Origin of the sequence: Polynucleobacter sp. MWH-Jannik1A5 (assembly GCF_018881795.1) — a bacterium.
Taxonomy (GTDB): domain Bacteria; phylum Pseudomonadota; class Gammaproteobacteria; order Burkholderiales; family Burkholderiaceae; genus Polynucleobacter.
Map to the genome: position 1 here is coordinate 1,299,544 of NZ_JACVPQ010000001.1, position 25,265 is coordinate 1,324,808.

At 45.6% G+C, this 25,265-nt stretch carries 23 protein-coding genes; 14 read left to right on the forward strand and 9 right to left on the reverse strand.

Annotation, left to right across the window (positions count from 1 at the left end):
- Nucleotides 1-89 precede the first annotated feature (89 nt).
- The 4 genes from clpB to ICN23_RS06700 all read left to right on the forward strand — a co-directional run bounded on the left by clpB (nt 90) and on the right by ICN23_RS06700 (nt 6,110).
- Nucleotides 90-2,693, forward strand: coding sequence for an ATP-dependent chaperone ClpB (gene clpB, locus ICN23_RS06685; protein ID WP_216231428.1), 2,604 nt, complete (start codon nt 90-92; stop codon nt 2,691-2,693).
- A 52-nt stretch (nt 2,694-2,745) separates the two neighbouring features.
- Complete coding sequence (locus ICN23_RS06690) at nt 2,746-3,981, forward strand: MFS transporter (protein ID WP_216231429.1); 1,236 nt, start codon at nt 2,746-2,748, stop codon at nt 3,979-3,981.
- 282 nt (nt 3,982-4,263) lie between these two features.
- Nucleotides 4,264-5,562, forward strand: a complete 1,299-nt coding sequence (aceA, locus tag ICN23_RS06695) for an isocitrate lyase (protein ID WP_215333544.1) — start codon at nt 4,264-4,266, stop codon at nt 5,560-5,562.
- Nucleotides 5,563-5,669: 107 nt separating this feature from the next.
- Entirely contained in the window at nt 5,670-6,110 is a 441-nt protein-coding gene (locus ICN23_RS06700; protein ID WP_216231430.1) for an HIT family protein, read from the forward strand.
- Here the strand turns inward: ICN23_RS06700 and ICN23_RS06705 are convergent.
- Genes ICN23_RS06705 through ICN23_RS06725 form a run of 5 tightly spaced genes read right to left on the reverse strand, consistent with a single transcriptional unit; the run spans nt 6,107 to nt 10,433 of the window.
- Entirely contained in the window at nt 6,107-6,532 is a 426-nt protein-coding gene (locus ICN23_RS06705; RefSeq protein ID WP_216231952.1) for a DUF1841 family protein, read from the reverse strand. The two genes, ICN23_RS06700 and ICN23_RS06705, sit on opposite strands and share 4 nt — an antisense overlap.
- The gene (gene nth, locus ICN23_RS06710; RefSeq protein ID WP_216231951.1) at nt 6,525-7,181 is read right to left on the reverse strand and encodes an endonuclease III; all 657 of its coding nucleotides are present in this window, start codon (nt 7,179-7,181) and stop codon (nt 6,525-6,527) included. Before nth ends, ICN23_RS06705 begins: the two co-directional genes overlap by 8 nt.
- Nucleotides 7,181-7,867 carry an electron transport complex subunit RsxB gene (gene rsxB, locus ICN23_RS06715; RefSeq protein WP_216231431.1) on the reverse strand — a complete coding sequence of 229 codons (687 nt, stop codon included), beginning with the start codon at nt 7,865-7,867 and terminating at the stop codon, nt 7,181-7,183. Before rsxB ends, nth begins: the two co-directional genes overlap by 1 nt.
- A 54-nt stretch (nt 7,868-7,921) precedes the next feature.
- Nucleotides 7,922-9,202, reverse strand: a complete 1,281-nt coding sequence (locus ICN23_RS06720; RefSeq protein WP_216231432.1) for a polyhydroxyalkanoate depolymerase — start codon at nt 9,200-9,202, stop codon at nt 7,922-7,924.
- A 31-nt stretch (nt 9,203-9,233) separates the two neighbouring features.
- Nucleotides 9,234-10,433 carry an amino acid aminotransferase gene (locus ICN23_RS06725; RefSeq protein ID WP_216214096.1) on the reverse strand — a complete coding sequence of 400 codons (1,200 nt, stop codon included), beginning with the start codon at nt 10,431-10,433 and terminating at the stop codon, nt 9,234-9,236.
- 171 nt (nt 10,434-10,604) lie between these two features.
- On the opposite strand from ICN23_RS06725, the gene uvrB reads away from it, so the two are divergent.
- From uvrB to ICN23_RS06770, 9 genes are all read left to right on the forward strand, one after another.
- On the forward strand, nt 10,605-12,746 hold the full coding sequence (gene uvrB / locus ICN23_RS06730; RefSeq protein ID WP_370624761.1) for an excinuclease ABC subunit UvrB: 2,142 nt from the start codon (nt 10,605-10,607) through the stop codon (nt 12,744-12,746).
- Between the two features lie 152 nt (nt 12,747-12,898).
- Nucleotides 12,899-13,468, forward strand: a complete 570-nt coding sequence (locus ICN23_RS06735) for a Fe-S cluster assembly transcription factor (protein ID WP_216231433.1) — start codon at nt 12,899-12,901, stop codon at nt 13,466-13,468.
- A 28-nt stretch (nt 13,469-13,496) separates the two neighbouring features.
- Entirely contained in the window at nt 13,497-14,756 is a 1,260-nt protein-coding gene (locus ICN23_RS06740; protein ID WP_370624762.1) for an IscS subfamily cysteine desulfurase, read from the forward strand.
- 37 nt (nt 14,757-14,793) lie between these two features.
- On the forward strand, nt 14,794-15,180 hold the full coding sequence (gene iscU / locus ICN23_RS06745; protein WP_216231434.1) for a Fe-S cluster assembly scaffold IscU: 387 nt from the start codon (nt 14,794-14,796) through the stop codon (nt 15,178-15,180).
- A gap of 12 nt (nt 15,181-15,192) precedes the next feature.
- Nucleotides 15,193-15,516 carry an iron-sulfur cluster assembly protein IscA gene (gene iscA, locus ICN23_RS06750; protein ID WP_216231435.1) on the forward strand — a complete coding sequence of 108 codons (324 nt, stop codon included), beginning with the start codon at nt 15,193-15,195 and terminating at the stop codon, nt 15,514-15,516.
- Nucleotides 15,494-16,021 (forward strand): Fe-S protein assembly co-chaperone HscB, encoded by a 528-nt coding sequence (gene hscB, locus ICN23_RS06755; RefSeq protein WP_370624763.1) that lies wholly within the window; start codon nt 15,494-15,496, stop codon nt 16,019-16,021. The genes iscA and hscB overlap by 23 nt, the downstream gene beginning before the upstream one ends.
- A gap of 28 nt (nt 16,022-16,049) precedes the next feature.
- Complete coding sequence (hscA, locus tag ICN23_RS06760) at nt 16,050-17,915, forward strand: Fe-S protein assembly chaperone HscA (protein ID WP_216231437.1); 1,866 nt, start codon at nt 16,050-16,052, stop codon at nt 17,913-17,915.
- A 38-nt stretch (nt 17,916-17,953) separates the two neighbouring features.
- Nucleotides 17,954-18,292 carry an ISC system 2Fe-2S type ferredoxin gene (gene fdx / locus ICN23_RS06765; protein WP_215348652.1) on the forward strand — a complete coding sequence of 113 codons (339 nt, stop codon included), beginning with the start codon at nt 17,954-17,956 and terminating at the stop codon, nt 18,290-18,292.
- A 9-nt stretch (nt 18,293-18,301) separates the two neighbouring features.
- Nucleotides 18,302-18,739 carry a cupin domain-containing protein gene (locus ICN23_RS06770; protein WP_216231438.1) on the forward strand — a complete coding sequence of 146 codons (438 nt, stop codon included), beginning with the start codon at nt 18,302-18,304 and terminating at the stop codon, nt 18,737-18,739.
- Nucleotides 18,740-18,910: 171 nt separating this feature from the next.
- Here the strand turns inward: ICN23_RS06770 and ICN23_RS06775 are convergent, their stop codons facing one another.
- The 3 genes from ICN23_RS06775 to ICN23_RS06785 form a co-directional block, all read right to left on the reverse strand.
- Nucleotides 18,911-19,903, reverse strand: coding sequence for a tripartite tricarboxylate transporter substrate binding protein (locus ICN23_RS06775; RefSeq protein WP_216231439.1), 993 nt, complete (start codon nt 19,901-19,903; stop codon nt 18,911-18,913).
- 23 nt (nt 19,904-19,926) lie between these two features.
- Nucleotides 19,927-21,624, reverse strand: coding sequence for a hypothetical protein (locus tag ICN23_RS06780; protein ID WP_216231440.1), 1,698 nt, complete (start codon nt 21,622-21,624; stop codon nt 19,927-19,929).
- A gap of 73 nt (nt 21,625-21,697) precedes the next feature.
- Nucleotides 21,698-22,675: an AAA family ATPase gene (locus ICN23_RS06785; protein WP_216231441.1), complete on the reverse strand. Its 978-nt coding sequence runs from the start codon at nt 22,673-22,675 to the stop codon at nt 21,698-21,700.
- Nucleotides 22,676-22,817: 142 nt separating this feature from the next.
- Here ICN23_RS06785 and xsc point away from each other — a divergent pair, with 142 nt between their 5' ends.
- Complete coding sequence (xsc, locus tag ICN23_RS06790; RefSeq protein ID WP_216231442.1) at nt 22,818-24,626, forward strand: sulfoacetaldehyde acetyltransferase; 1,809 nt, start codon at nt 22,818-22,820, stop codon at nt 24,624-24,626.
- Nucleotides 24,627-24,680: 54 nt separating this feature from the next.
- Here the strand turns inward: xsc and ICN23_RS06795 are convergent, their stop codons facing one another.
- Nucleotides 24,681-25,256 carry a nitroreductase gene (locus ICN23_RS06795; protein WP_216231443.1) on the reverse strand — a complete coding sequence of 192 codons (576 nt, stop codon included), beginning with the start codon at nt 25,254-25,256 and terminating at the stop codon, nt 24,681-24,683.
- Between the last annotated feature and the right edge of the window lie 9 nt (nt 25,257-25,265).

The following is a 25,265-nucleotide window of genomic DNA, read 5'->3' on the forward strand; positions in this document are numbered from 1 at the left end:
GGTCAAATTCGAGTGAAAAAGGGCTCAAAAACCCTTGAAATTGGCAATATTGCCCTTATATTCTATAGATAGATATATGGAGTGCATAAATGAGAATAGATAAATTAACAACTAAGTTTCAAGAGGCCTTAAGTGAGGCCCAAAGTATCGCTTTAGCCAAAGACAACCAATATATTGAGCCAGCCCATGTCTTGCTGGCAATGTTGCGTGATTCTGATGGTGGCGCAAAGAGCTTGCTAACAAGAGCGGGCGTCAATGTGGCCGGTCTCGAAAAAGGTGTGGAAAAAATTATCAGCAACCTTCCTGAAGTGCAGGGCACTAGCGGGGAAGTTCAGGTTGGCCGAGATCTCAGTAATTGGTTGAACTTGTGCGAAAAAGAAGCTAACAAACGCAATGATCAATTTATTGCTGGCGAGTTGTTCTTGTTGGTGGTTGCAGATGACAAAGGCGAGCTCGGCAAGGTTGCTCGCGAGAATGGCTTAAATCGTAAATCGTTAGAAGCGGCTATTGATTTAGTGCGCGGAGGAGAATCAGTGAATAGTGCAGATGCTGAAGGTCAACGTGAGGCCTTAAAGAAATACACAGTGGATTTAACAGAGCGTGCTCGCATGGGCAAGCTCGATCCAGTAATTGGTCGTGACGATGAGATTCGTCGCACCATTCAGATATTGCAGCGCCGCGGTAAGAATAACCCCGTACTCATTGGTGAACCGGGTGTAGGTAAGACTGCCATTGTTGAGGGCTTGGCGCAGCGTATCGTCAATGGCGAAGTGCCTGAGACCCTAAAGAATAAGCGTGTCTTGGTATTGGATATGGCCTTGCTATTGGCTGGCGCGAAGTATCGCGGTGAGTTTGAAGAGCGCCTGAAGGCGGTTCTTAGTGATGTAGCTAAAGATGAAGGTCAAACCATCATCTTTATTGACGAGATTCATACGATGGTTGGCGCTGGTAAGGGTGATGGCGCAATGGATGCCGGTAATATGCTCAAACCTGCCTTAGCTCGTGGCGAATTGCATTGCATTGGCGCTACAACCTTAGATGAATATCGCAAGTACATTGAAAAAGATCCTGCGTTAGAGCGTCGTTTCCAAAAAGTCATGGTGGAAGAGCCTAGTGTTGAAGCAACCATCGCTATCTTGCGTGGTCTGCAAGAGCGCTATGAGCTTCATCACGGTATTGAAATCACTGATCCAGCAATTGTGGCTGCTGCTGAGTTGTCACATCGCTACATTACTGATCGTTTCTTGCCGGATAAGGCAATTGATCTGATCGATGAAGCTGGTTCACGCATTCGGATGGAAATTGATTCCAAGCCTGAAGTAATGGATAAACTCGAGCGTCGTTTAATTCAACTCAAGATTGAGCGTGAAGCGGTTAAGAAGGAAAAGGACGAAGCCTCCCAAAAACGCTTAGGCCTCATTGAAGAGGAAATCAAGCGTCTTGGTGCTGAGTATGCCGATTTGGAAGAAATCTGGAAAGCAGAGAAGGGTGCCGTACTGGGCGCTGCCAATCTGAAGGAAGAGATTGAGAAGGTTAAGGCTGATATCGCCAAGTTGCAGCGTGATGGCAAGTTAGAGCAAGTTGCTGAGTTGCAATATGGCAAGCTGCCTGAGCTCGAAGCTAAGCTTAAATCTGCTGCAGCTGCAGAGGCAAAAGGCGACAAAGATGGCGTAGTGAAAAATAAATTACTACGCACCCAAGTGGGCGCCGAAGAAATCGCTGAAGTAGTTTCTCGTGCGACAGGTATTCCGGTTTCCAAGATGATGCAGGGCGAGCGCGATAAATTGCTCAAGATGGAAGAGCTCTTGCATAAGCGTGTTGTTGGTCAAGAGGAAGCTATTCGTGCAGTGTCTGATGCGATCCGTCGTTCTCGTGCCGGTTTGGCAGAAGAGAATCGTCCTTATGGCTCATTCTTATTCCTTGGGCCTACTGGCGTTGGTAAGACCGAGCTTTGCAAGGCATTGGCGGGCTTCTTGTTTGATAGTGAAGACCACCTCATTCGTATTGATATGAGTGAGTTCATGGAGAAGCATAGTGTTGCGCGTTTAATTGGTGCGCCTCCAGGTTATGTTGGCTATGAAGAGGGTGGTTATTTAACTGAGCAAGTACGTCGTCATCCGTATAGCGTGATCTTGTTCGATGAAATCGAGAAAGCACATCCAGATGTGTTTAACGTACTCTTGCAGGTATTGGATGATGGTCGCTTGACTGATGGTCAAGGCCGGACTGTGGACTTCAAGAATACGGTGATTGTGATGACCAGTAATATCGGTTCCCATTTGATTCAATCAATGACTGATAAAAAGCAATCGGAAATCAAAGAAGCAGTGTTCGAAGAATTGAAAAATCATTTCCGTCCTGAGTTCTTAAACCGTATCGATGAGATCGTGGTATTCCACGGCTTAGACAAAGGCAATATTGCCAATATCGCGAAGATATTGCTCAAAAACTTGTCGGATCGCTTGGCAAAAGTCGATATGCAGCTTGAGGTTAGTGATGCGGCTTTGAATAAGATTGCTGAAGTTGGGTTTGATCCAGTCTTTGGAGCAAGACCGCTGAAGCGGGCCATCCAGCAGCATATTGAGAACCCGGTTTCCAAGATGATTCTGGAAGGCAAGTTCGGTCCTAAGGATGTAGTGCCTGTGGATGTGGATAAGGCGGGTGAATTTAGCTTTTCTCGCCAGGTCCATTAAGTAGTAAAAAAGTATTTCAGCAGGAAAATTCCTGCGCCAGTAAACTCGGAGCATGACTGTTGCGCTTAGTAGGCGTGCCAGTGATGTCCGGGTTATTGGTCTCATTAGCCTAGCTCACGGCAGCTCTCACTTTTTTCATTTAGTTCTTCCTCCCATGTTTCCGTGGTTGAAGGACGCTTTTGCATTGAGTTACGCTGAGCTCGGTTTACTCATGTCAGTTTTCTTTGTGGTGTCTTGCATTGCGCAAGCTGCCTCAGGATTTTTAGTAGATCGTATTGGCGCAAGACCGGTATTATTTTCTGGGATTGCTTTACTAATACTCGCTGCACTCACTTACTCACAAAGCAATGGTTATGCGATGCTCATATTGGGAGCAGTGATTGCTGGTTGCGGCAACGGAATATTTCATCCTGTTGACTACACCCTCATTAATCACAAGGTATCACCCCCCAATCTTCCATATGCCTATTCAATGCATGGTGTAACAGGGTATTTGGGGTGGGCTGCAGCCCCAGCCTTCATGGTGGCCATTGCTCAATTCAGTGATTGGCGTATCGCATTCCTATGCGCTGCCTTACTAGAGGCTTGTATTCTGGTGTTTCTGTGGCTCAATAGAGGTTATCTCGTTGATGACGTTAAAGAGCGCCATGAGAATACCCAGGCAAGTACCCAAACTACCAGCCCTGGAGCTCCGTCAGAAAGTACATTTGCATTTCTGAAATTAACTGCCGTTTGGTTGTGCTGGATTTTCTTTTTCTTTAGTATGGCATCCACTTCAAGCTTGCAATCCTTTGCGCCGAGTGCATTGTTCTCTATTTATCAAGTGCCTTTGGATGTGGGAAGTTATTACATTACTTTGTTAGCACTCGGCAGTGCTGGTGGAGTTTTATTTGGCGGTTATCTAGCAGCAAAGTTACAAGCGCCTGAACGTATTGTTTCTTCATGTTTATCTGTAACGATAGTGATGTGTTTGTTACTTGGCACGGGATTCATTCCAGTGGCGCTGATTCCTTTCCTTTTTATTGGATTGGGTTTTGGTTACGGCGTTGTTGCTCCTTCACGAGACCTTCTGGTGAAGACGGTAACTCCAAAAGGTGTTGCTGGACGTGTTTACGGAATCGTTTATTCAGGAATTGATTTGGGTGCTGCAGTAGGACCTTTTATCTTTGGCTTCTTTATGGATGCTGGCCTTCCAAAAGCATTATTCCTGGGTATTGTCGCCTTCCAGCTCATGATCATTCCAACGGTATTTAAGGTGTCAGCCGGAATTACTCCTAAAAGTCCTTAATTAGTTAGTAATAATTTCATAATATGAAATGTCATTACACTGAGTAAAATTCTACGTAGTCAGCGATGCCTGATTTCATTCCAAGCAGTGGACGTTCATTCCACATAGTAAAAAAATAAACATAAGTTATTGAATTTAAATAACTAAATATTTTTATAAATGCTCTATATTTCTCTTGCTTGCTTTTGTTAACTGTCTAAACTCTTATATAAGACATAAGACTTGAACTGGTCTTAAGAGTCCTCAAATTTTGAAGTACTTGTTTAACTTAGGGAGAAAAACATGGCAGATCGCAAAGCAGAAATCGCAGCATTACAAAAAGACTGGGATACCAATCCACGCTGGAAGGGCATTACTCGTGGCTATACAGCTGAGGACGTAGTACGCCTCCGTGGTTCATTGAAGATTGAGCACACTTTAGCTAAGCATGGCGCAGAGCGTCTTTGGGAATTGGTTAACAACGAGGCTTACGTTAACTGTTTAGGTGCTTTGACTGGTGGTCAAGCAATGCAACAAGTTAAAGCTGGTGTACAAGCTATTTACCTGTCAGGTTGGCAAGTTGCTGCTGACGGTAACTCTTATGCAGCGATGTATCCAGATCAATCTTTGTATCCAGTTGATTCAGTTCCTAAGATGGTTGAGCGTATCAATAACTCATTCCAACGCGCTGATGAAATTCAAACTGCTAAAGGTATTAACAAGGGTGATGCAGGTTATATCGAGTACTTCGCTCCCATCGTTGCTGACGCAGAAGCTGGTTTTGGCGGTGTATTAAACGCATTTGAATTAAGCAAGGCATTGATCAAGCAAGGTGCTGCTGGCGTTCACTTTGAAGACCAATTGTCTTCTGTTAAGAAGTGCGGTCACTTGGGTGGCAAGGTATTGTTGCCAACTACAGAATCTGTACAAAAATTGATCTCTGCACGCTTAGCTGCTGACGTAATGGGTGTTCCAACTATTATTTTGGCTCGTACCGATGCTGAAGCTGCTGATTTATTGACATCTGACTACGATGCAAATGACAAGCCATTCTTGACTGGTGAGCGTACAGCTGAAGGCTTCTACAAAACACGTAAAGGCTTGGATCAAGCGATTTCACGTGGTTTGGCATACGCTGCATATGCTGATATGGTTTGGTGCGAAACAGGTACTCCTGATCTTGAGTTTGCTCGTCAGTTCGCTGAAGCAATTCGTGCGAAGTTCCCAGGCAAGATGTTGGCTTACAACTGCTCACCATCTTTCAACTGGAAGAAAAACTTGGACGATGCAACCATCGCTAAATTCCAACGTGAATTAGGCGCGATGGGTTACAAGTATCAGTTCATCACATTGGCTGGTATCCACTCTATGTGGTACAACATGTTCGACTTGGCACAAGACTACATGCAGCGCGGTATGACTGCATACATCGAGAAAGTACAAGAGCCAGAATTCGCTGCTCGTGATCGTGGATACACATTCGTTTCACATCAGCAAGAAGTTGGCACTGGTTACTTCGACGATGTGACTACTGTGATCCAAGGTGGCAAGTCTTCTGTAACAGCGTTGACTGGCTCAACTGAAGAAGAGCAGTTCCACTAAGAAATCCCTAAGTAGTAAGTAGCAAGCAGTAACACATCAATACTGCCGCGGCATCTAAATGACCCCACAAGGGTGACTTAGATGCCGTTTTCGTTTACATTCTTCCCATGACTAATTGCCTACTCTGTAAAGACGAACTCAAGCCCGAAGAGGGGCAGATCATTTGGCGCGGAGATGACTGTCGAGTCATTCTGGTAAATGATCCCGATTTGCCTGGTTTCTGTAGAGTCATTTGGAATCGTCATGTAGCTGAGATGACCGATCTCAGTCATGGCGAGCGTGATCACTTAATGGCCTTGGTATTTGCCGTTGAAGAGGCCCTGCGTCACGTTATGCATCCTGATAAGGTCAATATTGCTACTTTGGGCAATATGGTTCCCCATATACATTGGCATGTCATTCCCAGATTTAGGGATGATGCTTTCTTCCCAGGCTCTGCTTGGTCTCAGAAGACACAGGAAACTCCAAAATCAGTCATAGACTCTAGAAAGCAAAAAGCTGAGCAGTTACCTGCAGCGATAAGAGCCGTAATCGCTAATCTTGCCTAGACTAATTTTTTAAGCGCTTCGAGATATTTCTCCGGACTAAGAGCTTGACCCTCACGTTGTGCCTCCCACATCACTTGCCCTAGGCATTCCATCATGAGGTGCTGGGCTTCATGCATTGAGCCTGCCTTCAATGACAGCTTGTCGGCGATCTCCTTAATGCCAGGTGGTTGATTAATTGAGATTTGCTCGCTAATTGATAAATGCATTGATAAATGAAGGAAGGGATTTGTTTCTCCACGCTCTGGTGTGTAGTCCTGCGCTAGGGCGCCTTCTGGATCGGCGAGGAGAGCATGGTATTCCGGATGTTCTGACATCCAATCGCTAGCAAGCGTTTCCATCGGATCAAGAATATGATTCTCCGTCTTCTTTTTCCAGGTATCGCAGAAAAAGCGACGTACTTCTTCACGGGTTGGATTAAATATCGCCACGAACTTTTCCTTTGCCAGTTTTTTGTTTGAATCCACATAGTGGCTCCACTATGCATTCTGCGCAATCAGGGTTGCGCGCCTTACAGGTATATCTACCATGCAGAATAAGCCAGTGATGGGCATCATGTAGATACTCTTTTGGTACGCGTTTAAGTAATTGCTCCTCCACCTTGACGACATCCTTGCCTGGCGCTAAGCCTGTTCGGTTGGAGACTCTGAATATATGAGTATCAACAGCGATGGTAGGTTGACCAAAAGCGGTATTGAGAATCACATTTGCGGTTTTTCTGCCGACGCCTGGTAAGGCTTCTAATTCTTCACGAGTCTGAGGTACTTCACCTCCATGTTTTTCCAATAGCAGTCGACAGGTTTCCTGAATATGCTTACCTTTAGAATTAAATAAACCAATATGCTGAATGTAGGGTCTTACACCTTCTTCACCAAGATCCAAAAGAGCTTGCGGGGTATTCGCAACCTTATAGAGTTTGCGTGTTCCCTTGTTAACAGATACATCTGTTGCTTGTGCAGAGAGCAGTACTGCAATAAGAAGTTCAAAGGGTGAACTGTATTCCAGCTCGGTTTCTGGTTTAGGATTATTTGCTTTGAGCTGCTCAAAAAAAGCACGACGCTTTTCTAGATTCATCATTTCTTTTGTTGAGCACGTGCAATCGCTGCGGCAATGATGGCGCGTTTACGCTCTTGCTCTTTTAATGCTTCTTCAGATTGAGGTGACTCATTATTTACAGACTGCAATTTAGCGGCAGCCTTTTTGGCGAGTCGATCATCATTATCTTTTTGCTCTCGATCTAATCGTACGTCACGTTCGTGATAGCGCTTACGTGCGATATCAGCAAGATCGGGTGACCAAGCGTCCCAACCAGTTTTGTCTCCGGTGACATTAATCATGCTGATGCAATCTACTGGGCACGGCGGAATGCAAAGGTCGCAACCTGTGCACCACTCAGTCAGCACGACGTGCATTTGTTTAGAGGCGCCAACAATAGCATCAACAGGGCATGCCTGAATACAGAGTGTGCAGCCAATGCATTTCTGTGGATCTATATACGCAACTGGGCGAGGGCGTTCTACACCGCACTCTGGATCAATGGTGGGGTGGAGTTCAAAGGCATCCTGTGAATAGATGGGCACAAGAACCTTGCTCAGTCGCTGAATGCCCTCAATACCGCCAGGAGGGCATCGATTCGGTAAGGCTTCACCACTGGCCATGGCTTCTGCATATCCGCGGCAATCCGGGTAGCCACACTTAGTGCATTGTGTTTGCGGAAGAATATCCTCAAGTTGATCAACGAGGTTATTGGCTTGGCTCATGGGCATTACTTACAAGGGTCCTCTTAAAATTAAAGGCCCCGAAGAGCCCTTAATTTATGCAGACTTAGTAGTTTGAGTAGCGGTTTTCTTCGTGTTCTGATGTTCGCGAATAAAGGCTTTGATTTTTGGATAAACCTTATCGCGCCAACGACGTCCAGCAAAGATGCCGTAGTGACCTGCACCCGCAACTTCATAGTGGTCTTTGTTCTCTTTTGGAATGCCTGCACACAAACCATGGGCTGAACGTGTTTGACCGCTTCCAGAAATATCATCAAGCTCACCTTCAACAGTAAGGAGGGCAGTCTTTTTGATGTCTTGTGGTTTCACGAGCTCACCAGCAACTTCCCATGTTCCATTAGGCAATGCATAGTCTTGGAACACAGTCTTGATAGTGTCTAGGTAGAACTTGGAGTCTAAATCCAATACGGCGTTGTATTCATCGTAGAAGCGAATATGTGATTCAGCATCCTGTTCGTCGCCACGTACCAAGTTTTGGAAGTAATCCCAATGAGACTGCAAATGGTTTTGCGGGTTCATGGCAATAAAGCCAGTATGTTGCAAGAAGCCTGGATACACTTTGCGACCAGCGCCTGGGTAGTTAGGTGGTACGTTATAGATCACGTGACTCTCAAACCACTCATATGACTTCTGATCCGCCAAGTTATTCACGGCAGTTGGTGATTTACGTGCATCAATTGGGCCGCCCATCATGATCATCGATGCTGGGGTTGCCTCACCGGCAGATGCCATGAGAGAGATTGCACCTAATGTTGGAACGGTAGGTTGACATACAGAAATCACGTGCAAATCTTTTGCGCCGATAGTCCGAATAAATTCTTGTACATAGTGAACATAGTCATCGAGACCAAATTCACCATCTTCAACTGGAACCAAGCGTGCATCAATCCAATCGGTGATGTAAACCTTGTGATCTTGCAAGAGTGTGCGCACAGTGTCACGTAACAATGTGGAGTGGTGACCTGATAAAGGTGCCACTACTAAAACTACAGGATCTTCTTTGAGTTTTTTGATGACTTCAACATCATCGGAGAAGCGCTTGAAACGAACCAACTTGCAGAAAGGTTTTGCAAGGGTGGTGATTTCATGAATAGCCACTTCGCGACCATGTGCCTGCACGGAGCGAATACCAAATTCTGGTTTTTTGTAATTCTTGCCTAAGCGGTAGAGGAGTTCATAGCTAGCAGCCAAACGCTCGGAGCCTGGAACCATTGATGCAGGATTAGAAGCGTTAATAAAAGCTTCAGAAGCAGCGCGTGCCCATGAGCTAACAGGCTGAAGTAAGGCTTTTTGGAATTCGTGTAACTGATATAGCATGGTGCCTCCGGTAATTCAGGGTATCCGCTTGTTACGCTAAGACGCGGGCGATTGCTTTAGCCACTTTATCAATATTTTTAGTATTGAGGGCCGCCACACAAATGCGTCCAGTAGAGAGAGCATAAATGCCGTCCTCTTTCTGTAAGCGCTCAACTTGCTCAGCCGTTAAGCCTGAGTAAGAAAACATTCCACGCTGCTTTTCGATAAAAGCAAAATCTTGCTTGACACCAGCAGCAGCGAGTTTTTCCACCAGACCATGACGCATTGCTTTAATGCGATCACGCATCTCTGCCAACTCATCTTCCCAGAGCTTGCGCAGTTCTGGTGAATTTAAAACAGCAGCAGCAATTGCTGCGCCGTGAGTTGGTGGGTTGGAGTAGTTAGTACGAATCACGCGTTTCAATTGTGAAAGCACGCGAGTAGATTCATCTTTGCTTTGTGTCACGATGGACAGTGCGCCAACACGCTCACCATAGAGTGAGAATGACTTAGAGAAAGAGCTTGATACAAAGAAAGACATGCCTGATTCGGCAAACAGGCGAACTGCAACACCATCTTGCTCAATCCCAGCTGCAAAGCCTTGGTAGGCCATATCCAAGAAAGGAATCAAGCCCTTATTTTTGCAGATATCAATTACTTGACGCCATTGCGCTTCAGTAATATCTGCGCCAGTTGGGTTGTGGCAGCAAGCATGCAATAACACGGTGGTGTTCTTTGGGAATGATTCTAAAGATTTCACCATGCCATCAAAATCGACGCCACGAGTTTTGCCGTCGAAGTAGGTGTACTCAACTACTTCAAAGCCAGCAGATTCAAAAATGCCGCGATGGTTTTCCCAAGTTGGATTGCTAATCGCGCATGGCGCATTTAAGTTGAGGCGTTTAATAAAGTCTGCGCCAACACGTAATGCACCTGTGCCACCAAGGCACTCAGCTGTTACAACACGACCATCCTTAATGAGTGATGAGTCAGCGCCAAACAATAAGTTTTGCACTGCGCTGTTATATGGATTTGGGCCTTCGATGGGAATGTAGCTGCGTGGAGAGTGCTTCGCAACAATTGCCTCTTCAGCTTTGATTACCGCTTTTAAAAGGGGAACCTTGCCTTCATCTGTGTAATACACGCCAACACCTAAATTCACTTTGTCAGCACGTTGGTCTGCAACGTAGGCTTCTGTGAGGCCAAAAATAGGATCTTTAGGGGCTAGTTGAACTGAGGCAAACAGGGTCATTTGAGCTTGAAATTGAGGGTTAAAGGATGGTTTTGTTCGTAATTGACGTTAAATTCAGTTTAATTGTCGGTTTTTGAGGCCAGAATCAACTATTTCCTAAGAAAAACGGCAAAATCATTGTTTGTACAAAATTCGCTGTGAAGAAATCTCACAGGTGAAATGATAGCCGAGATGCCCCCTAAGTTGCCCAAAATTGCTCCAAATTCCGAAGTAAAAACGGTAAATAAAAGCCCGGCGGCAGATCCATTGGGCGAGGCCGGCCACGACCTTGATCCTACTAAGTTTGTGACCTTCCCAGACTCCCCTTATCAGCTCTATCAGCCATTTGCACCTGCTGGCGACCAACCTCAGGCGATTGATGCCCTTGTGGAGGGTATAGAGGATGGATTGACCTTTCAGACGCTTTTAGGGGTTACTGGGTCTGGAAAGACCTTCACGATGGCCAATGTGATTGCCAGAACAGGTCGCCCAGCCATCATTTTTGCCCCGAATAAAACCCTGGCTGCCCAACTTTATAGTGAATTTAGGGAGTTTTTTCCCAAAAATGCCGTTGAGTACTTCGTCAGTTACTACGACTATTACCAACCTGAGGCTTACGTACCTCAGCGCGATCTCTTTATTGAAAAAGACTCTTCAATTAATGAACACATCGAGCAGATGCGTTTGTCGGCTACCAAGAGTCTTTTAGAGCGTCGTGACGTCATCATTGTTGCTACTGTTTCTGCAATCTACGGTATCGGTAATCCGGGCGACTATCACAGCATGGTGATGACGTTGCGCCCTGGTGACAAGATGAGTCAGCGCGATATTTTGATGCGACTCATTGCCATGCAGTATGATCGTAATGAATTAGATTTCAAGCGTGGTGTATTTAGAGTACGCGGTGACACGATTGATATTTTCCCTGCCGAACATAATGAGTTGGCAGTGCGTGTTGAGTTGTTTGACGATGTTATTGAGAGCTTACAGTTCTTTGATCCGCTCACTGGAAAAATTCGTCAGAAGATCCCACGTTTTACGGTGTATCCAAGTTCGCACTACGTTACTCCGCGCGACACAGTTCTGAAAGCCATCGAAACAATTAAAACAGAATTGCGTACTCGCTTAGATGAGTTCGTTAAAGATGGTAAGTTGGTTGAAGCACAACGTCTTGAACAGCGCACCCGTTTTGATTTGGAAATGCTCAATGAATTGGGTTTTTGTAAAGGGATCGAGAACTACTCTCGCCACCTCTCTGGCGCCGCGCCTGGCGAAGCTCCGCCTACGCTGGTGGACTACCTGCCTAATGATGCTTTGATGTTCCTTGATGAAAGCCACGTCTTAATTGGACAGCTCAATGCGATGTATAACGGCGATAAATCGCGTAAACATACCTTGGTAGAGTTTGGTTTCCGTTTACCTTCTGCGATGGATAACCGTCCACTCAAATTTGCTGAGTTTGAAACGAAGATGCGTCAAACAATTTTTGTTTCTGCAACGCCAGCAGATTATGAGAATACGCATCAAGGTCAAGTTGTTGAACAAGTAGCTAGACCAACTGGATTGGTAGATCCAGAAATCGAAGTCTTACCTGCAAGTACACAAGTGGACGATTTGTTAGATCAAATTCATGCACGAGTCAAAGTTGGCGAACGTGTTTTGGTAACTGTATTAACCAAGCGCATGGCAGAGCAATTAACCGATTATCTTTCTGATAATGGTGTGAAGGTGCGTTATGTTCACTCAGATATTGATACGGTGGAGCGCGTAGAAATTTTGCGCGACTTACGTTTGGGCGTCTTTGATGTCTTGGTTGGTATTAACTTATTGCGCGAAGGATTGGATATTCCTGAAGTCTCACTGGTTGCCATTTTGGATGCCGATAAAGAAGGCTTCTTGCGTTCTGAACGTAGTTTGATTCAGACCATTGGACGGGCAGCTCGTAACGTGCGCGGCAAAGCGATTTTGTACGCCGATCGTATTACCGATTCCATGAAGCGGGCGATGGGGGAGACCGAAAGACGCCGAACTAAACAAATTGCCTTTAATAAACTACATGGAATAGAGCCAAAAGGGGTTCAAAAGCGGATCAAAGACATCATTGACGGCGTCTACGATGTCAAAGAGAAGCGTCAGGAGATGCAGGTTGAGCAGGAGCGGGCTCGCTATGAGGATATGGGCGAGAAGGACCTGGCGGCTGAAATTAAGCGCTTAGAGAAGCAAATGAACGCTGAAGCCAAGAATTTGGAGTTTGAAAAGGCTGCCAGCACCCGTGATCGACTTACTAAAGTCAAAGAAATGGCCTTTGGGGCTAGGTCCAGGGACTCGGTCTAAAGGCCTAACCAGCTAATTCCCGGTTTGCCTGAGGGATTTTTGGGATAATTCCCGAGCAGATTGCTAGGGATTATGTTAAAGTTGAGTGGAATGGTCGGGTATTACCCGCCCGACTGTGAGCTGTCCATAACAATCCATTACCAAGGTGACATATGAGACTTACAACTAAAGGTCGTTTTGCAGTAACCGCAATGATTGATTTAGCCCTGCGTGAAACGCATGGCCCTGTAACTTTGGCTGGAATAAGCCAAAGGCAAAAAATTTCCCTTTCTTACCTCGAGCAATTGTTCGGCAAATTACGCCGTTTCAATATCGTGGAAAGTACTCGTGGTCCTGGCGGTGGTTACACCCTGGCGCGACCATCTTCCGAGGTGAGTGTTGCTGACATCATCGTTGCAGTTGACGAGCCACTCGATGCGACTCAATGTGGCGGTAAAGGCAATTGCCATACCGATGAAGAAAATCATGGCCGCTGTATGACGCATGATCTCTGGAGTAATCTCAATTCCAAAATGGTTGAGTACTTGAGTTCAGTGAGTTTGAAAGATTTAGTGCAACAACAAGAAGGACGCGGCATTGTGATTCAAGATATGCGTCAAAAGAAAATCAAAGTTGAAAGCGCTAAAGCAGATAAGCCTGCTCCTGCGCTTGCGGCTAAAAAAGAAGTAGCCCCTAAAGCACCATTAATTAATTCAGTATTTAATTTGGCGCGACAAAGTTAATAACGTATTACCTACCGATAGATAAACCATGAACGCCCCAAAAGATCTTCCAAAGCAACCGGTTCCGATGTTTAGCCCTAAGCACTTCCCGGTTTACATGGACTATTCCGCTACTGCGCCGATTGATCCTCTTGTGGTCGACAAAATGTTGCCTTATCTGCGCGAGCAGTTCGGTAATGCTGCGTCACGCAGCCACGCTTATGGCTGGGCCGCAGAAGAGGCGGTGGAGTGGGCGCGTTCAGAAGTTGCCCTTTTGGTACATGCTGATCCACGGGAAATCGTATTTACTAGCGGCGCGACTGAAAGTATTAATTTGGCATTAAAAGGCGCTGCGCATTTTTATAAAGATCGTGGCAATCACATCATCACCGTAAAGACTGAGCACAAGGCTACTTTAGATACATGCCGCGAATTAGAGCGCGAAGGCTTTGATGTCACTTACTTAGATGTACTGCCGAATGGTTTGATTGATTTTGCGCAACTTGAAGCTGCAATGAAGCCGGGAACAATTTTGGCCTCAGTGATGTATGTCAACAATGAAATCGGTGTTGTGCAAGATATTCCTGCGATTGGTGAATTGTGCCGTTCACGCGGCGTCATTTTTCACGTAGATGCAGCGCAAGCGACCGGCAAAATAGAAATTGATTTAGAAAAGACCAAAGTAGATTTGATGAGCTTCTCCGCTCATAAGACTTATGGACCCAAAGGTATTGGCGCCTTGTTTGTGCGTCGTAAGCCCCGTATTCGCATTGAGGCTCAGATTCATGGTGGCGGTCATGAGCGTGGTATGCGCTCTGGTACCTTGGCCGTGCATCAGATTGTTGGTATGGGCGAGGCATTCCGTATTGCTCGCATCGATATGGCCGAAGAAAACAAGCGTATCCGTGCTTTGCGTGACCGCTTATTAAATGGCTTAAAAGATATTGAAGAGGTTTATGTCAACGGCGACATGGACAATCGAGTGCCTCATAACCTGAACATTAGCTTTAACTATGTTGAGGGGGAGTCCATGCTGATGGCATTGAAGGATTTAGCGATCTCTTCCGGTTCGGCATGTACTTCAGCATCTTTGGAGCCTTCGTATGTATTGCGTGCCCTTGGCCGCAATGATGAATTAGCCCATAGCTCTATTCGTTTTACCTTAGGCCGCTTTACGACTGAGGAAGAAGTGGATTTCACCATCAAGTTGGTGAAAGAAAAGATTGCCAAGTTGCGTGAGTTATCACCACTGTGGGAAATGTACAAAGATGGAATCGACTTAAGCACGATTCAATGGGCAGCACACTAAAGAAATATAAAGATAAAGAAATTAAAGAGGAAATACCATGGCATATAGCGATAAGGTCATCGACCACTACGAAAATCCCCGCAACGTTGGTTCATTTGAAAAAGGTGACGACAGCGTAGGTACCGGCATGGTTGGCGCACCTGCATGTGGTGACGTGATGAAGTTGCAAATTCGCGTGAATGAAAAAGGTGTAATTGAGGATGCTAAGTTCAAGACTTACGGCTGCGGCTCTGCGATTGCTTCATCTTCATTGGTAACCGAGTGGGTTAAAGGTAAGACTTTGGATCAAGCGCTTGAGATCAAGAATTCATTGATCGCTGAAGAACTTGCATTGCCACCAGTAAAAATTCACTGCTCCATCTTGGCTGAAGATGCCATCAAGGCTGCGGTAGCCGATTACAAAGAAAAGCATCCAGCGAAATAAGCAGATACCACTATGGCAATTACCTTAACCGACAAAGCAGCTGCACACGTAAACCGCAATCTACAAAAACGCGGTAAAGGTTGTGGCTTACGCTTGGGCGTTCGTACTACAGGATGTTCTGGTTTGGCGTATCAACTTGAGTATGTAGATGAGCCCGCCGCTGAGGATCAAGTATTTGAGTCCAATGGCATTAAGGTGTTTGTAGATCCAAAAAGTTTGGCTTACTTAGATGGTACAGAGCTGGATTTTGTACGCGAGGGTTTGAACGAGGGATTTAAGTTTCAAAATCCAAACGTAAAAGATGAGTGTGGTTGTGGCGAATCCTTCCGCGTCTGACGATTACTTTCACTTCTTTGGTTTAAATCAGCAATTCAAAATCGATTTGCCTGCATTAGATCAGGCTTACCTAGCAATTCAGAAAGAAGTACATCCTGATCGCTTCGCCCGCGGAAGTGACTCTGAGCAGCGCCTTGCTATGCAAATGGCGACCTTAGCGAATACCGCTTACCAGACGCTTAAAAATCCCATCCAACGTGGCTTGTATATGTGTCAACTTCATGGCGTTGATGCCAAGTTGGAGACCAATACAGCAATGCCTGCTGCTTTTCTGATGAAGCAGATGGAATGGCGTGAAAATCTAGACGAACAGGCGGAAGACTTGCCTGCACTTGAGGACTTAATGTCTGAAGTTGAGGAATCTAAAGCAGATACTCTTGCAGAAATCACTCAGGCTATTGATGGCGCTAAGAATTATCAGCGAGCAGCAGAGCTACTGCGTGGTTTGTTGTTTATCGATAAGTTTGCGGTTGAGCTTGACGACACTATTGCGGCCTTAATCTAGTCCTTACCCAAGCTAAACTCTATCTCCTATGGCCTTATTACAAATCTCTGAACCCGGTAAATCGCTAGCGCCTCATCAGCGTCGTATTGCCGTGGGCATTGATTTGGGCACTACTAATTCTTTGGTAGCGATTGTGCGCGATGCCTTGCCAAAAGTCTTGGCAGATGCTCAGGGTCGTGAGTTGCTTCCATCAGTGATTCGCTATCTACCCAACGGTAGAACTCAAGCTGGTTTTGAGGCCCTTGAAAGTATCGTGCTTGATCCAAAAAATACGATTGTTTCAGTGAAGCGTTTTATGGGTAGAGGTTTACTTGATGTGGAGCATATTGAAAGTGCTCCATATGATTTTGTTGATCAGCCCGGAATGCTTAAATTAAGAACAGTGGCTGGGGACAAGAGTCCAATTGAAGTTTCTGCTGAAATCTTGGCACGCTTGCGTCAGTTGGCAGAAGACTCTGTGAATGATGAAATCGTCGGTGCTGTAATTACAGTCCCTGCATACTTTGATGATGCTCAACGCCAAGCAACGAAAGATGCTGCGAAATTAGCTGGTATTGAAGTCCTCCGTTTATTGAATGAGCCAACTGCGGCAGCAATTGCCTATGGCTTAGATAATGCCTCGGAAGGGGTATACGCCGTCTACGATTTGGGTGGTGGCACTTTTGATATTTCCATACTGCGTATGAGTAGGGGTGTCTTCGAGGTTCTTTCTACTGGGGGTGACTCTGCTCTAGGTGGTGATGACTTCGATCATCGCTTGTATTGCTGGGTCATTGAGCAAGCTAAGCTTCCGCCACTATCAATACATGATCATCGTACGCTCTTGCAGGCCTGTAAACATGCGAAAGAGCAGCTTAGCCACAATCCGTTAGCGCGCGTTCATGAAACGCTTGCTGATGGCACGGTAGTTAATGTCGGTATCAGCCAAGCCCAATTTTTTGAGATCACTCAGAATCTCGTTACCAAAACTCTCATGGCTTGTAAAAAGGCCTTGCGAGATGCAGGACTCAAATCTGAGGATGTTAAAGGCGTGGTGATGGTGGGTGGTTCAACCCGCATGCCAAATGTGCAGCGTGCTGTTGGAGAGTTATTTGGTACGCAGCCATTAAATAATTTAAATCCTGATCAAGTTGTTGCATTAGGCGCAGCAATGCAGGCTGATCTGCTGGCTGGTAATCAGAGTAAAGATGATGAGTGGCTCTTGTTGGATGTCATTCCACTTTCTCTTGGTGTGGAAACCATGGGCGGCTTGGTAGAAAAGATTATTCCTCGTAATACGCCAATTCCAGTAGCTAGAGCGCAGGATTTCACAACCTTTAAAGACGGCCAGACTGCCTTGGCAATTCAGGTGGTACAGGGCGAACGTGAGTTGGCACAAGATTGCCGCTCTCTCGGTAAATTTGAGTTACGCGGTATACCAGCCATGGCTGCGGGAGCTGCACGCATCCGCGTTACCTTCCAAGTGGATGCTGATGGCCTTCTATCTGTAAGCGCAACCGAGCAAGGCTCTGGCGTTAAAGCGTCAATTGATATTAAGCCTTCTTACGGCTTAACTGACGCAGAGATTACACGCATGCTGCAGGATGGTTTTGCCTCTGCTAAAGAAGATTTGCTTTCTAGATCCTTGCGTGAAGAGCAGGTTAATGCTCAGCGCTTGCTGGACGCAGTACAAACAGCTCTCAATAGTGATCGCAATCTTCTCAATGCAGAAGAGCAGAATAAGGTCGATCAAGAAATGGCATTGCTTCAAAAAATATTGAATGAAGAGAAGGATAGCGAAATCGTTCGCAAGGCAGTTGACCGAGCTGCTAAAGCTACCGATGACTTTGCACAAAAACGCATGAACGCTAGCATTCAGAAGGCTTTGTCCGGAAAAAATGTTGCTGAAATTTAAGCAAGAAAATATTAATAGAACATAAGTAGAAAAGAATCATGACCCAAATCGTTGTCCTACCGCATAGTGAGTATTGTCCTGAAGGAGCAGTTGTTGAGGTTGCTCCGGGTACGTCGATTTGTGAGGCTTTGTTGGAGAACGATATTCCAATTGAGCATGCTTGCGATATGGTGTGCGCCTGTACTACCTGTCATGTGATTGTGAAAGAGGGCTTTCAAAGCTTAAATCCTCCCGATGAGAATGAAGAAGATATGCTGGACCGTGCCTGGGGTTTAAATCCTCAATCTCGTTTGTCTTGCCAGGCTATTGTGGCAAAGCAGGATTTGGTGATTGAAATCCCCAAATATTCAATCAACCATGCTAAAGAAAATCACTAAGATTTCATTATGAGATTGGTGAAATTCTCGCTACCCCTATTTACTTTAGTTTTTGCTTCACTTACTCCTGTACACGCGGATGAAAATCATCCTGGAATAGTGACGGACTTGGTGGTTCGCAGTGGTAATGATTGGACAGGTAGCCCATTGCCTCCTTATTTGATGAGTGCGCCAGAGGTTGCTGTAATGCGATTTACTATCCCTCCAAATACTGCGTTACCAATTCACAAGCATCCCGCTATTAATGCTGCTTATGTAATTGATGGGGAGCTGACAGTCTTTCAAGAGGGCGGTATGCAGCGCAACTTTAAAAAGGGCGATGTTGTGATCGAGATGGTTGAAAAGTGGCATCACGGCATCAATCAAGGTTCCGTACCCGTGGAATTGGTGGTTTTCTACGCCACCACCAAGGATCTGCCTTTGGCAATTAAGAAGCCCAACCCCTAAAAACTAGGGATTGATGCACCAACTTGATGCATTAATCCCTGTAATCATGCAAATGCTATCAGGAGGAGATTTCTAGAGTATTAATATGAATTCGTAGTTCATTCTTTAGGTAGTACCTCCAAAAAAATCTTTTAAGCCATCCTTCGGGGTGGCTTTTTCTTTGATGGTTTTTTATTGGGTTGGAATATTTCGAGCCTTAATGACTTTTTCCCAGTTTGCAGACTCGGCTTGTATTTTGGCATCCACATCTTTGCTTTTCATCATCATTGGCGTTAAACCGTTGGTATCCAAATTGGCAAGCAGGGTTGGAGCTTTGAAAGATTTTTCGGTGGCCACATAAATTTTGTCAATGATTGATTGTGGTGTGCCCATTGGAACTGCCAAAGCAAACCAACCAGTATTTTCAAATCCAGGAATCGCCGCTTCAGAGACGGTAGGGACATTGGGTAATTGCTTTAATCGCTTGCTACTTGTAACGGCAAGTGCTTTTACTTGTCCTGCTTTAGCAAAACCGCCGGTTGCAGGGAAGTTACCTGCCATGAAATCAATTTGCCCAGCTATCAAATCATTCAAAGCAGGGTTCTCACCTTTATAAGGCACGTGAGTTGCCTGAATTCCGGCTGCATAAATAAAGTTTTCATTGGCCATGTGTATCTGGCTGCCGATACCTGCGGATCCAAAATTCAGTTCTTTGGTTTTAGCTAAGGCGATCAGTTCGGGGAGTGTATTTACTGGAAGCTTCGGATTTACAGCAATGACCATCGGCACCGTTGCAATAGTGGTGATGTAAGTTAAGTCTTTTGCATAGTTAATGGCTGCCTTTTTGTAGATAAAGGGATTCACTGTCATCATGCTGCCAGAGGCTAGGAGAATGGTGTAGCCATCCGCTGGAGATTTGGCTACTAGTTCTGCCCCAATATTTCCGCCTGCTCCCCCGCGATTTTCAACAATCACGTTTTGTCCAAGATTCTTGCCAAGCTCTTGGGAAAGGATTCTGCCTAAAATGTCTGCGCTTCCGCCTGCGGCAAATGGAACAATCATCTTGATAGGTTTATCGGGCCATGATTGTGCGGCTAGATTGCTAGAGCCTAATATGCCAAGTGCATAACAAAGCACGGCAACCCATTTTTTCTGCTTAATAAAAGTACTCTTGAAAGATGACATAGTATTTTTCTCCGATTGCTTTGTTATAAATATTTTTTGTTTGTAAAAGATAATGCTTTGAATTCGCTTGCCCAGTTTTTTAAGGTGCTGGCGATATTGTTAGGATCTTCATCCCAGCTAAGGCGATGTTGAAAGACTGGACGTAGTTCGGAACCAATGCCGCAGCCCCACAACTGAAGATTGGGCTGTTGCTCGCACCAAGCAATAGCCTGTAGAAGGTGATTCTTTAGAAATTCCTCGCCATTTGCCTCAATAGTTGCTCTATCCATTGGGCAGCCATCAGAAAATAAAATCAACGTATTGTTGCCATGTCGATTGTTGCTGCTATTTTGTAATCGTTCAGTCGCCCATATGAGTGCCTCACCATCAACACTCTCTGCATAAATTTCAGGGCGCAGCAGAGCGGCGACCCCTGCTCGAGATCTTCTCCAGTTTGTATCAAAGTCTTTAAAAATCCAGTGAGCTCGTTCATTGAGGCGGCCGGGATTTGGGGGTTGACCATTTTTACGCCATTCTTTAAAGGGTCTTCCGCCTTGCCATGAGCTGGTGCTGTAGCCAAGAACCTCAGTTTTAATGCCTGCTTGCTCTAGTATTCTCACTAATGAATCTACACAGGCTGCAATTTTGACGCGCTGCTCTTTCATTGATCCTGAGCAGTCAATAAGCAGTGTAGTTTTTGCATTTACCTTGCTGGTAGTTGCAAGCTGCTTATATAGAGCTGGCTGTAATGGTGAGGTAGCGGCGCGTATCAGGTAGCGGCGATCAAGCAAACCTTCTGCCTCAGTGGTTTGCCAACGTTTTGGGAGCTGACTAGCGAAGATTTGCTGATAAATTCGAATGAGCTTGGCCCAAGGAATATTTTGTTTGGCAATTTCTTGATTCAGTTGATCTTGATAGGTGGCTAATTGAGCAGACCGAATTTTTTTCTTGGCCTCAGCTTCGCTATCGTAGCTAGAGTTGTAGACATGATATTTTTCGAGTGACTTTTTGAGCAAAAGACGCTGCTCACTCGAGTTGCTGGCGGGACTCTTAATGTCTACCGCTACTTTTCCAGCGTGAGGGGGTACCCATTCGATTTTGAGATGGGTAGCACTTTGATTTTTGCGTTTAGTGCGAATACTGGGGTTATTGCGATACTCGTCTGCAATTAATCCAGAAGCTAAGCTAATTACTTCGTGAACTACTTGTGCATACTCTTCCTGAGTATTGCGACTTGCTTTCAGCTTGACCAACAAAGGGCCCATGTCTTGAGCTATACCTGCCCTAGTGGCTTCAACAATATCTTGCATGAGCTGTGGAATTGGTTGGCTATTAAGCTTCATCCATACGGTTGAAAAGATGGTGACAAGCAGCAGGCCAATACTGCCTTCAACGCCACCACTGGCAATAAATTGCTGCATCCAGGCAATAAATTGAGTCTGAGTATTCTTGCGGCATCCTTTGAGCTCATCTGGGCAGTTACTTTCTACCCGGATCTGCTCCAAGACCTCAAATATCAAAGATTCGATCATTCCTTCTGGAGCGAGTGAAGTATGCAAGGCTGCATCCGAATGGCGCAGGCGTAATGCGATGCCATCCAATACACCGCGTGGATAAGCCCATGATGCTTTTAGATTTTCAAGGCTGAGGTGCGGAGCGATTGACTCCAGCGGAGCTGCATTATGAAAGAGCTGCCAGTCTCTAATTTGCGCACTTTTTTCCCTGGACAATGATCTAATCATTGCTCCATATTGTTGCTGTTGTTCGAAGTCTAGGTGGGTTTGGGTTTGCAAGGTGGGTGTAAAAATCTCTGGTTTATTTGTTGTTTAAATCCAGCTCGCTGTCAAAGCAGCGTTGATAGTATTCGGCTACCAAAGTTTTTTCTTCTGACTCACATTTATTTAAAAATGCCAGAGAAAATGCAATCTGCAAGTCCTTAAAGATGCGCCAGTTTTCACCCCAAGTAATCAGCGTTCTGGTCGACATTAATGTGGAAATATCACCTGCGGCAAAGCCGCTTCTAGTAAGGTTGGCAAGGCTAATCATTGCCTTTGCCTGAGCATCCGATAGCTCTGGTACTTTAGCCATCAAAATCTTTTGTTCTTCCTGTGGTTCCAGGTAATTCAATGCCGCTACGATGTCCCAGCGATCCATCTGACCGTGATTTAGTAATTGAGTACCTTGATATAAGCCATTCCAATTGCCAAGACCAACAGTATTACTGGTGGCAAAGATTCGAAAAGCAGCATTAGGATTGATCACTCTATTTTGATCAAGTAAGGTGAGGCGACCTTCGCGCTCCAACATTCTTTGAATCACAAACATCACATCTGGTTGGCCCGCATCGTACTCATCGAGGATGAGAGCAACAGGACGTTGCAAACTCCAGGGAATGAGTCCTTCTTGAAAGCGGGTAATTTGCTTGCCATCTTCCAGGCTAATGACATCTTTGCCGATGAGATCCATACGCGTAATTTGGCCGTCTAGATTGATTCGCAAACAAGGCCAATTTAATCGGGCTGCTACTTGTTCTATGTGTGTAGATTTCCCAGTCCCATGCATTCCTTGCAACATCACTCTGCGATTGAAAGCGAAACCCGCCAGAATGGCTAATGTGGCCTCTGGATTGAGTTGGTAACTTGGATCAACCGCAGGTACCAGTTCACTAGCTTGATTAAATGCGGGGATCTCAAAATCCGCAAAGCCTCGGCATGCCGGGAAGGCTGAGTGCAGGGAAACCCGTTTTTCAGGCTGCAAACCTAGTAAATCTATTGAAGAAGTGCTTTCAGCCATTTCCTTGCCTTTAAAAGTCTTAATATGTTGTCAAATATATTCCAGATTGGGGTTTATATGCTTGACTTTAGTAAAAATACGCTATTATTATTCATATTGTAGAACAAAATGTTCCATTTAATTGAATACCTAGGAGAGCTTTATGTCTAAGTCTGGCGCTAATTTGCCTACCGGCCCACAAAAAATGACCCCTTCCGAAGCATTTGTGGAGACCATGGTCGCTAACAAGGTCAAGGATATCTTTGGAATCATGGGCTCAGCCTTCATGGATGCAATGGATATCTTTGCTCCAGCAGGTATTCGTTTGATTCCGGTTGTTCATGAGCAAGGCGCTGCACATATGGCCGATGGCTATGCGCGTGTTAGCGGAAGTCATGGCGTGGTGATTGGGCAAAATGGTCCTGGCATTAGTAACTGTGTCACTGCAATTGCTGCTGCTTACTGGGCGCATAGTCCAGTGGTAATCATTACTCCTGAAACAGGAACAATGGGTATGGGCCTAGGTGGGTTCCAAGAAGCCAATCAATTGCCGATGTTTGAAGAGTTCACAAAGTATCAAGGACACGTGAATAATCCAAAGCGTATGGCTGAATTTACTGGCCGCTGTTTTGATCGCGCTCTATCAGAGATGGGTCCAACTCAGCTGAATATTCCACGTGATTATTTTTATGGTGAGATCGAAGTTGAGATTCCGCAACCTAATCGTCTCGATCGCGGTCCTGGTGGTGAAAAGAGCTTGGATGAGGCGGCAGAGCTATTGGCTAATGCTAAGTTCCCAGTCATTATTTCTGGTGGTGGCGTAGTGATGGGTGATGCGGTTGAGGAATGTAAGGCATTTGCTGAGCGTCTTGGTGCCCCAGTAGTTAATAGCTATTTACACAATGACTCCTTCCCAGCTAGCCATCCATTATGGTGCGGCCCTCTTGGTTATCAAGGCTCTAAGGCTGCTATGAAATTGATGGCACAGGCTGACGTGGTGGTTGCATTGGGATCACGTCTTGGACCATTCGGCACATTGCCACAGCATGGCATGGATTACTGGCCAAAAAATGCCAAGATTATTCAGATCGATGCAGACAATAAGATGCTCGGCTTGGTGAAGAAGATTTCCGTAGGTATTTGCGGTGATGCGAAAGCTGCTGCTGTTGCATTGACTAAGCGTTTAGAAGGTAAGAAATTGGCTTGCGATGCAACTAAAGCAGAACGTGCCAAAACAATTGCCGCTGAAAAAGCTGCATGGGAAAAAGAGTTGGATGAGTGGACTCATGAAAAAGACCCATTCAGCTTAGACATGATTGAAGAGCAGAAAAAAGAAGTGACTCCTACGGGAGGTCATTACTTGCATCCACGTCAAGTGTTGCGAGAGCTTGAGAAGGCTATGCCTGCTGATGTAATGGTGTCTACTGATATCGGTAATATCAACTCCGTTGCTAATAGCTATCTCCGCTTTGAGAAGCCACGTAGTTTCTTTGCCCCAATGAGTTTTGGTAACTGCGGTTACGCATTGCCAACGATTATTGGTGCCAAAGCAGCAGCGCCAAATCGTCCAGCGATTGCTTACGCTGGTGATGGCGCATGGGCTATGAGTATGGTTGAGATTTTGACTGCCGTTCGTCACGATATTCCAGTTACTGCAGTTGTGTTCCATAACCGTCAGTGGGGTGCAGAGAAAAAGAACCAAGTGGACTTCTACAACCGTCGCTTTGTGGCGGGTGAGCTTGAGAGCCCAAGTTTTGCCGGTATCGCGCAATCCATGGGTGCTGAAGGTATCGTGGTTGACCAGCTCGACCAAGTGGGACCAGCTCTGAAGAAGGCAGTTGAAATGCAGATGAAGGAAGGTAAGACCTGTGTGATCGAGATTATGTGTACTCGTGAACTTGGTGATCCATTCCGCCGTGATGCGTTGTCTAAGCCAGTACGTTTCTTGGATAAATACAAAGATTACGTATAAGCCAGAAGATTGTTAAAAAGCCCGGTTTGTCCGGGCTTTTTTATTATGATGTACTTAAAAAATGGAGTGGTATTCAGATAGGCTTGGTCGAATACGACCGGGCTTATTTTTTAATACTGTGCCGATCGTAATAAAGCAAATGGGCTCTTCGTCATCGGTGAGTTGGAATAACTTCCTAATGCGATCACTTTGTAGCGCTCTCCCGCTCGATAATCCCGAGCCAAAACCAAAGGCGTAAGCACTTAAGAGAATATTTTGAATGGCGCAGCCAAGAGATATTAATTTTTCTTGCCTACTGATGTCTTCATTGCTGTCTTTGTAGTTCGCCATCGCCAGTAATAGCAGTGGTCCACGTGAAGCCTTATCAAGCGCTTCCTGCTGTTGTACTGAAGTAGCCTCTTGATCGCGATCTAACAGGCATTGACGAAAGACTTCGCCCAATGCGGGGCGACTACTTTCTTGAATCTCAATGAAGCGCCATGGCACCATCCTGCCGTGATCGGGGGCAGCATTGGCCGCCAAGAGGATAGTTTCTTTTTGAGTTTGACTGGGCCCTGGGTTGCCCAGTCTTTTCGGCGATATGTGAGTCCTGCCGTGGATAAGCTGTTCGGCGAATTGATCTATCGGCATCAGATGTAT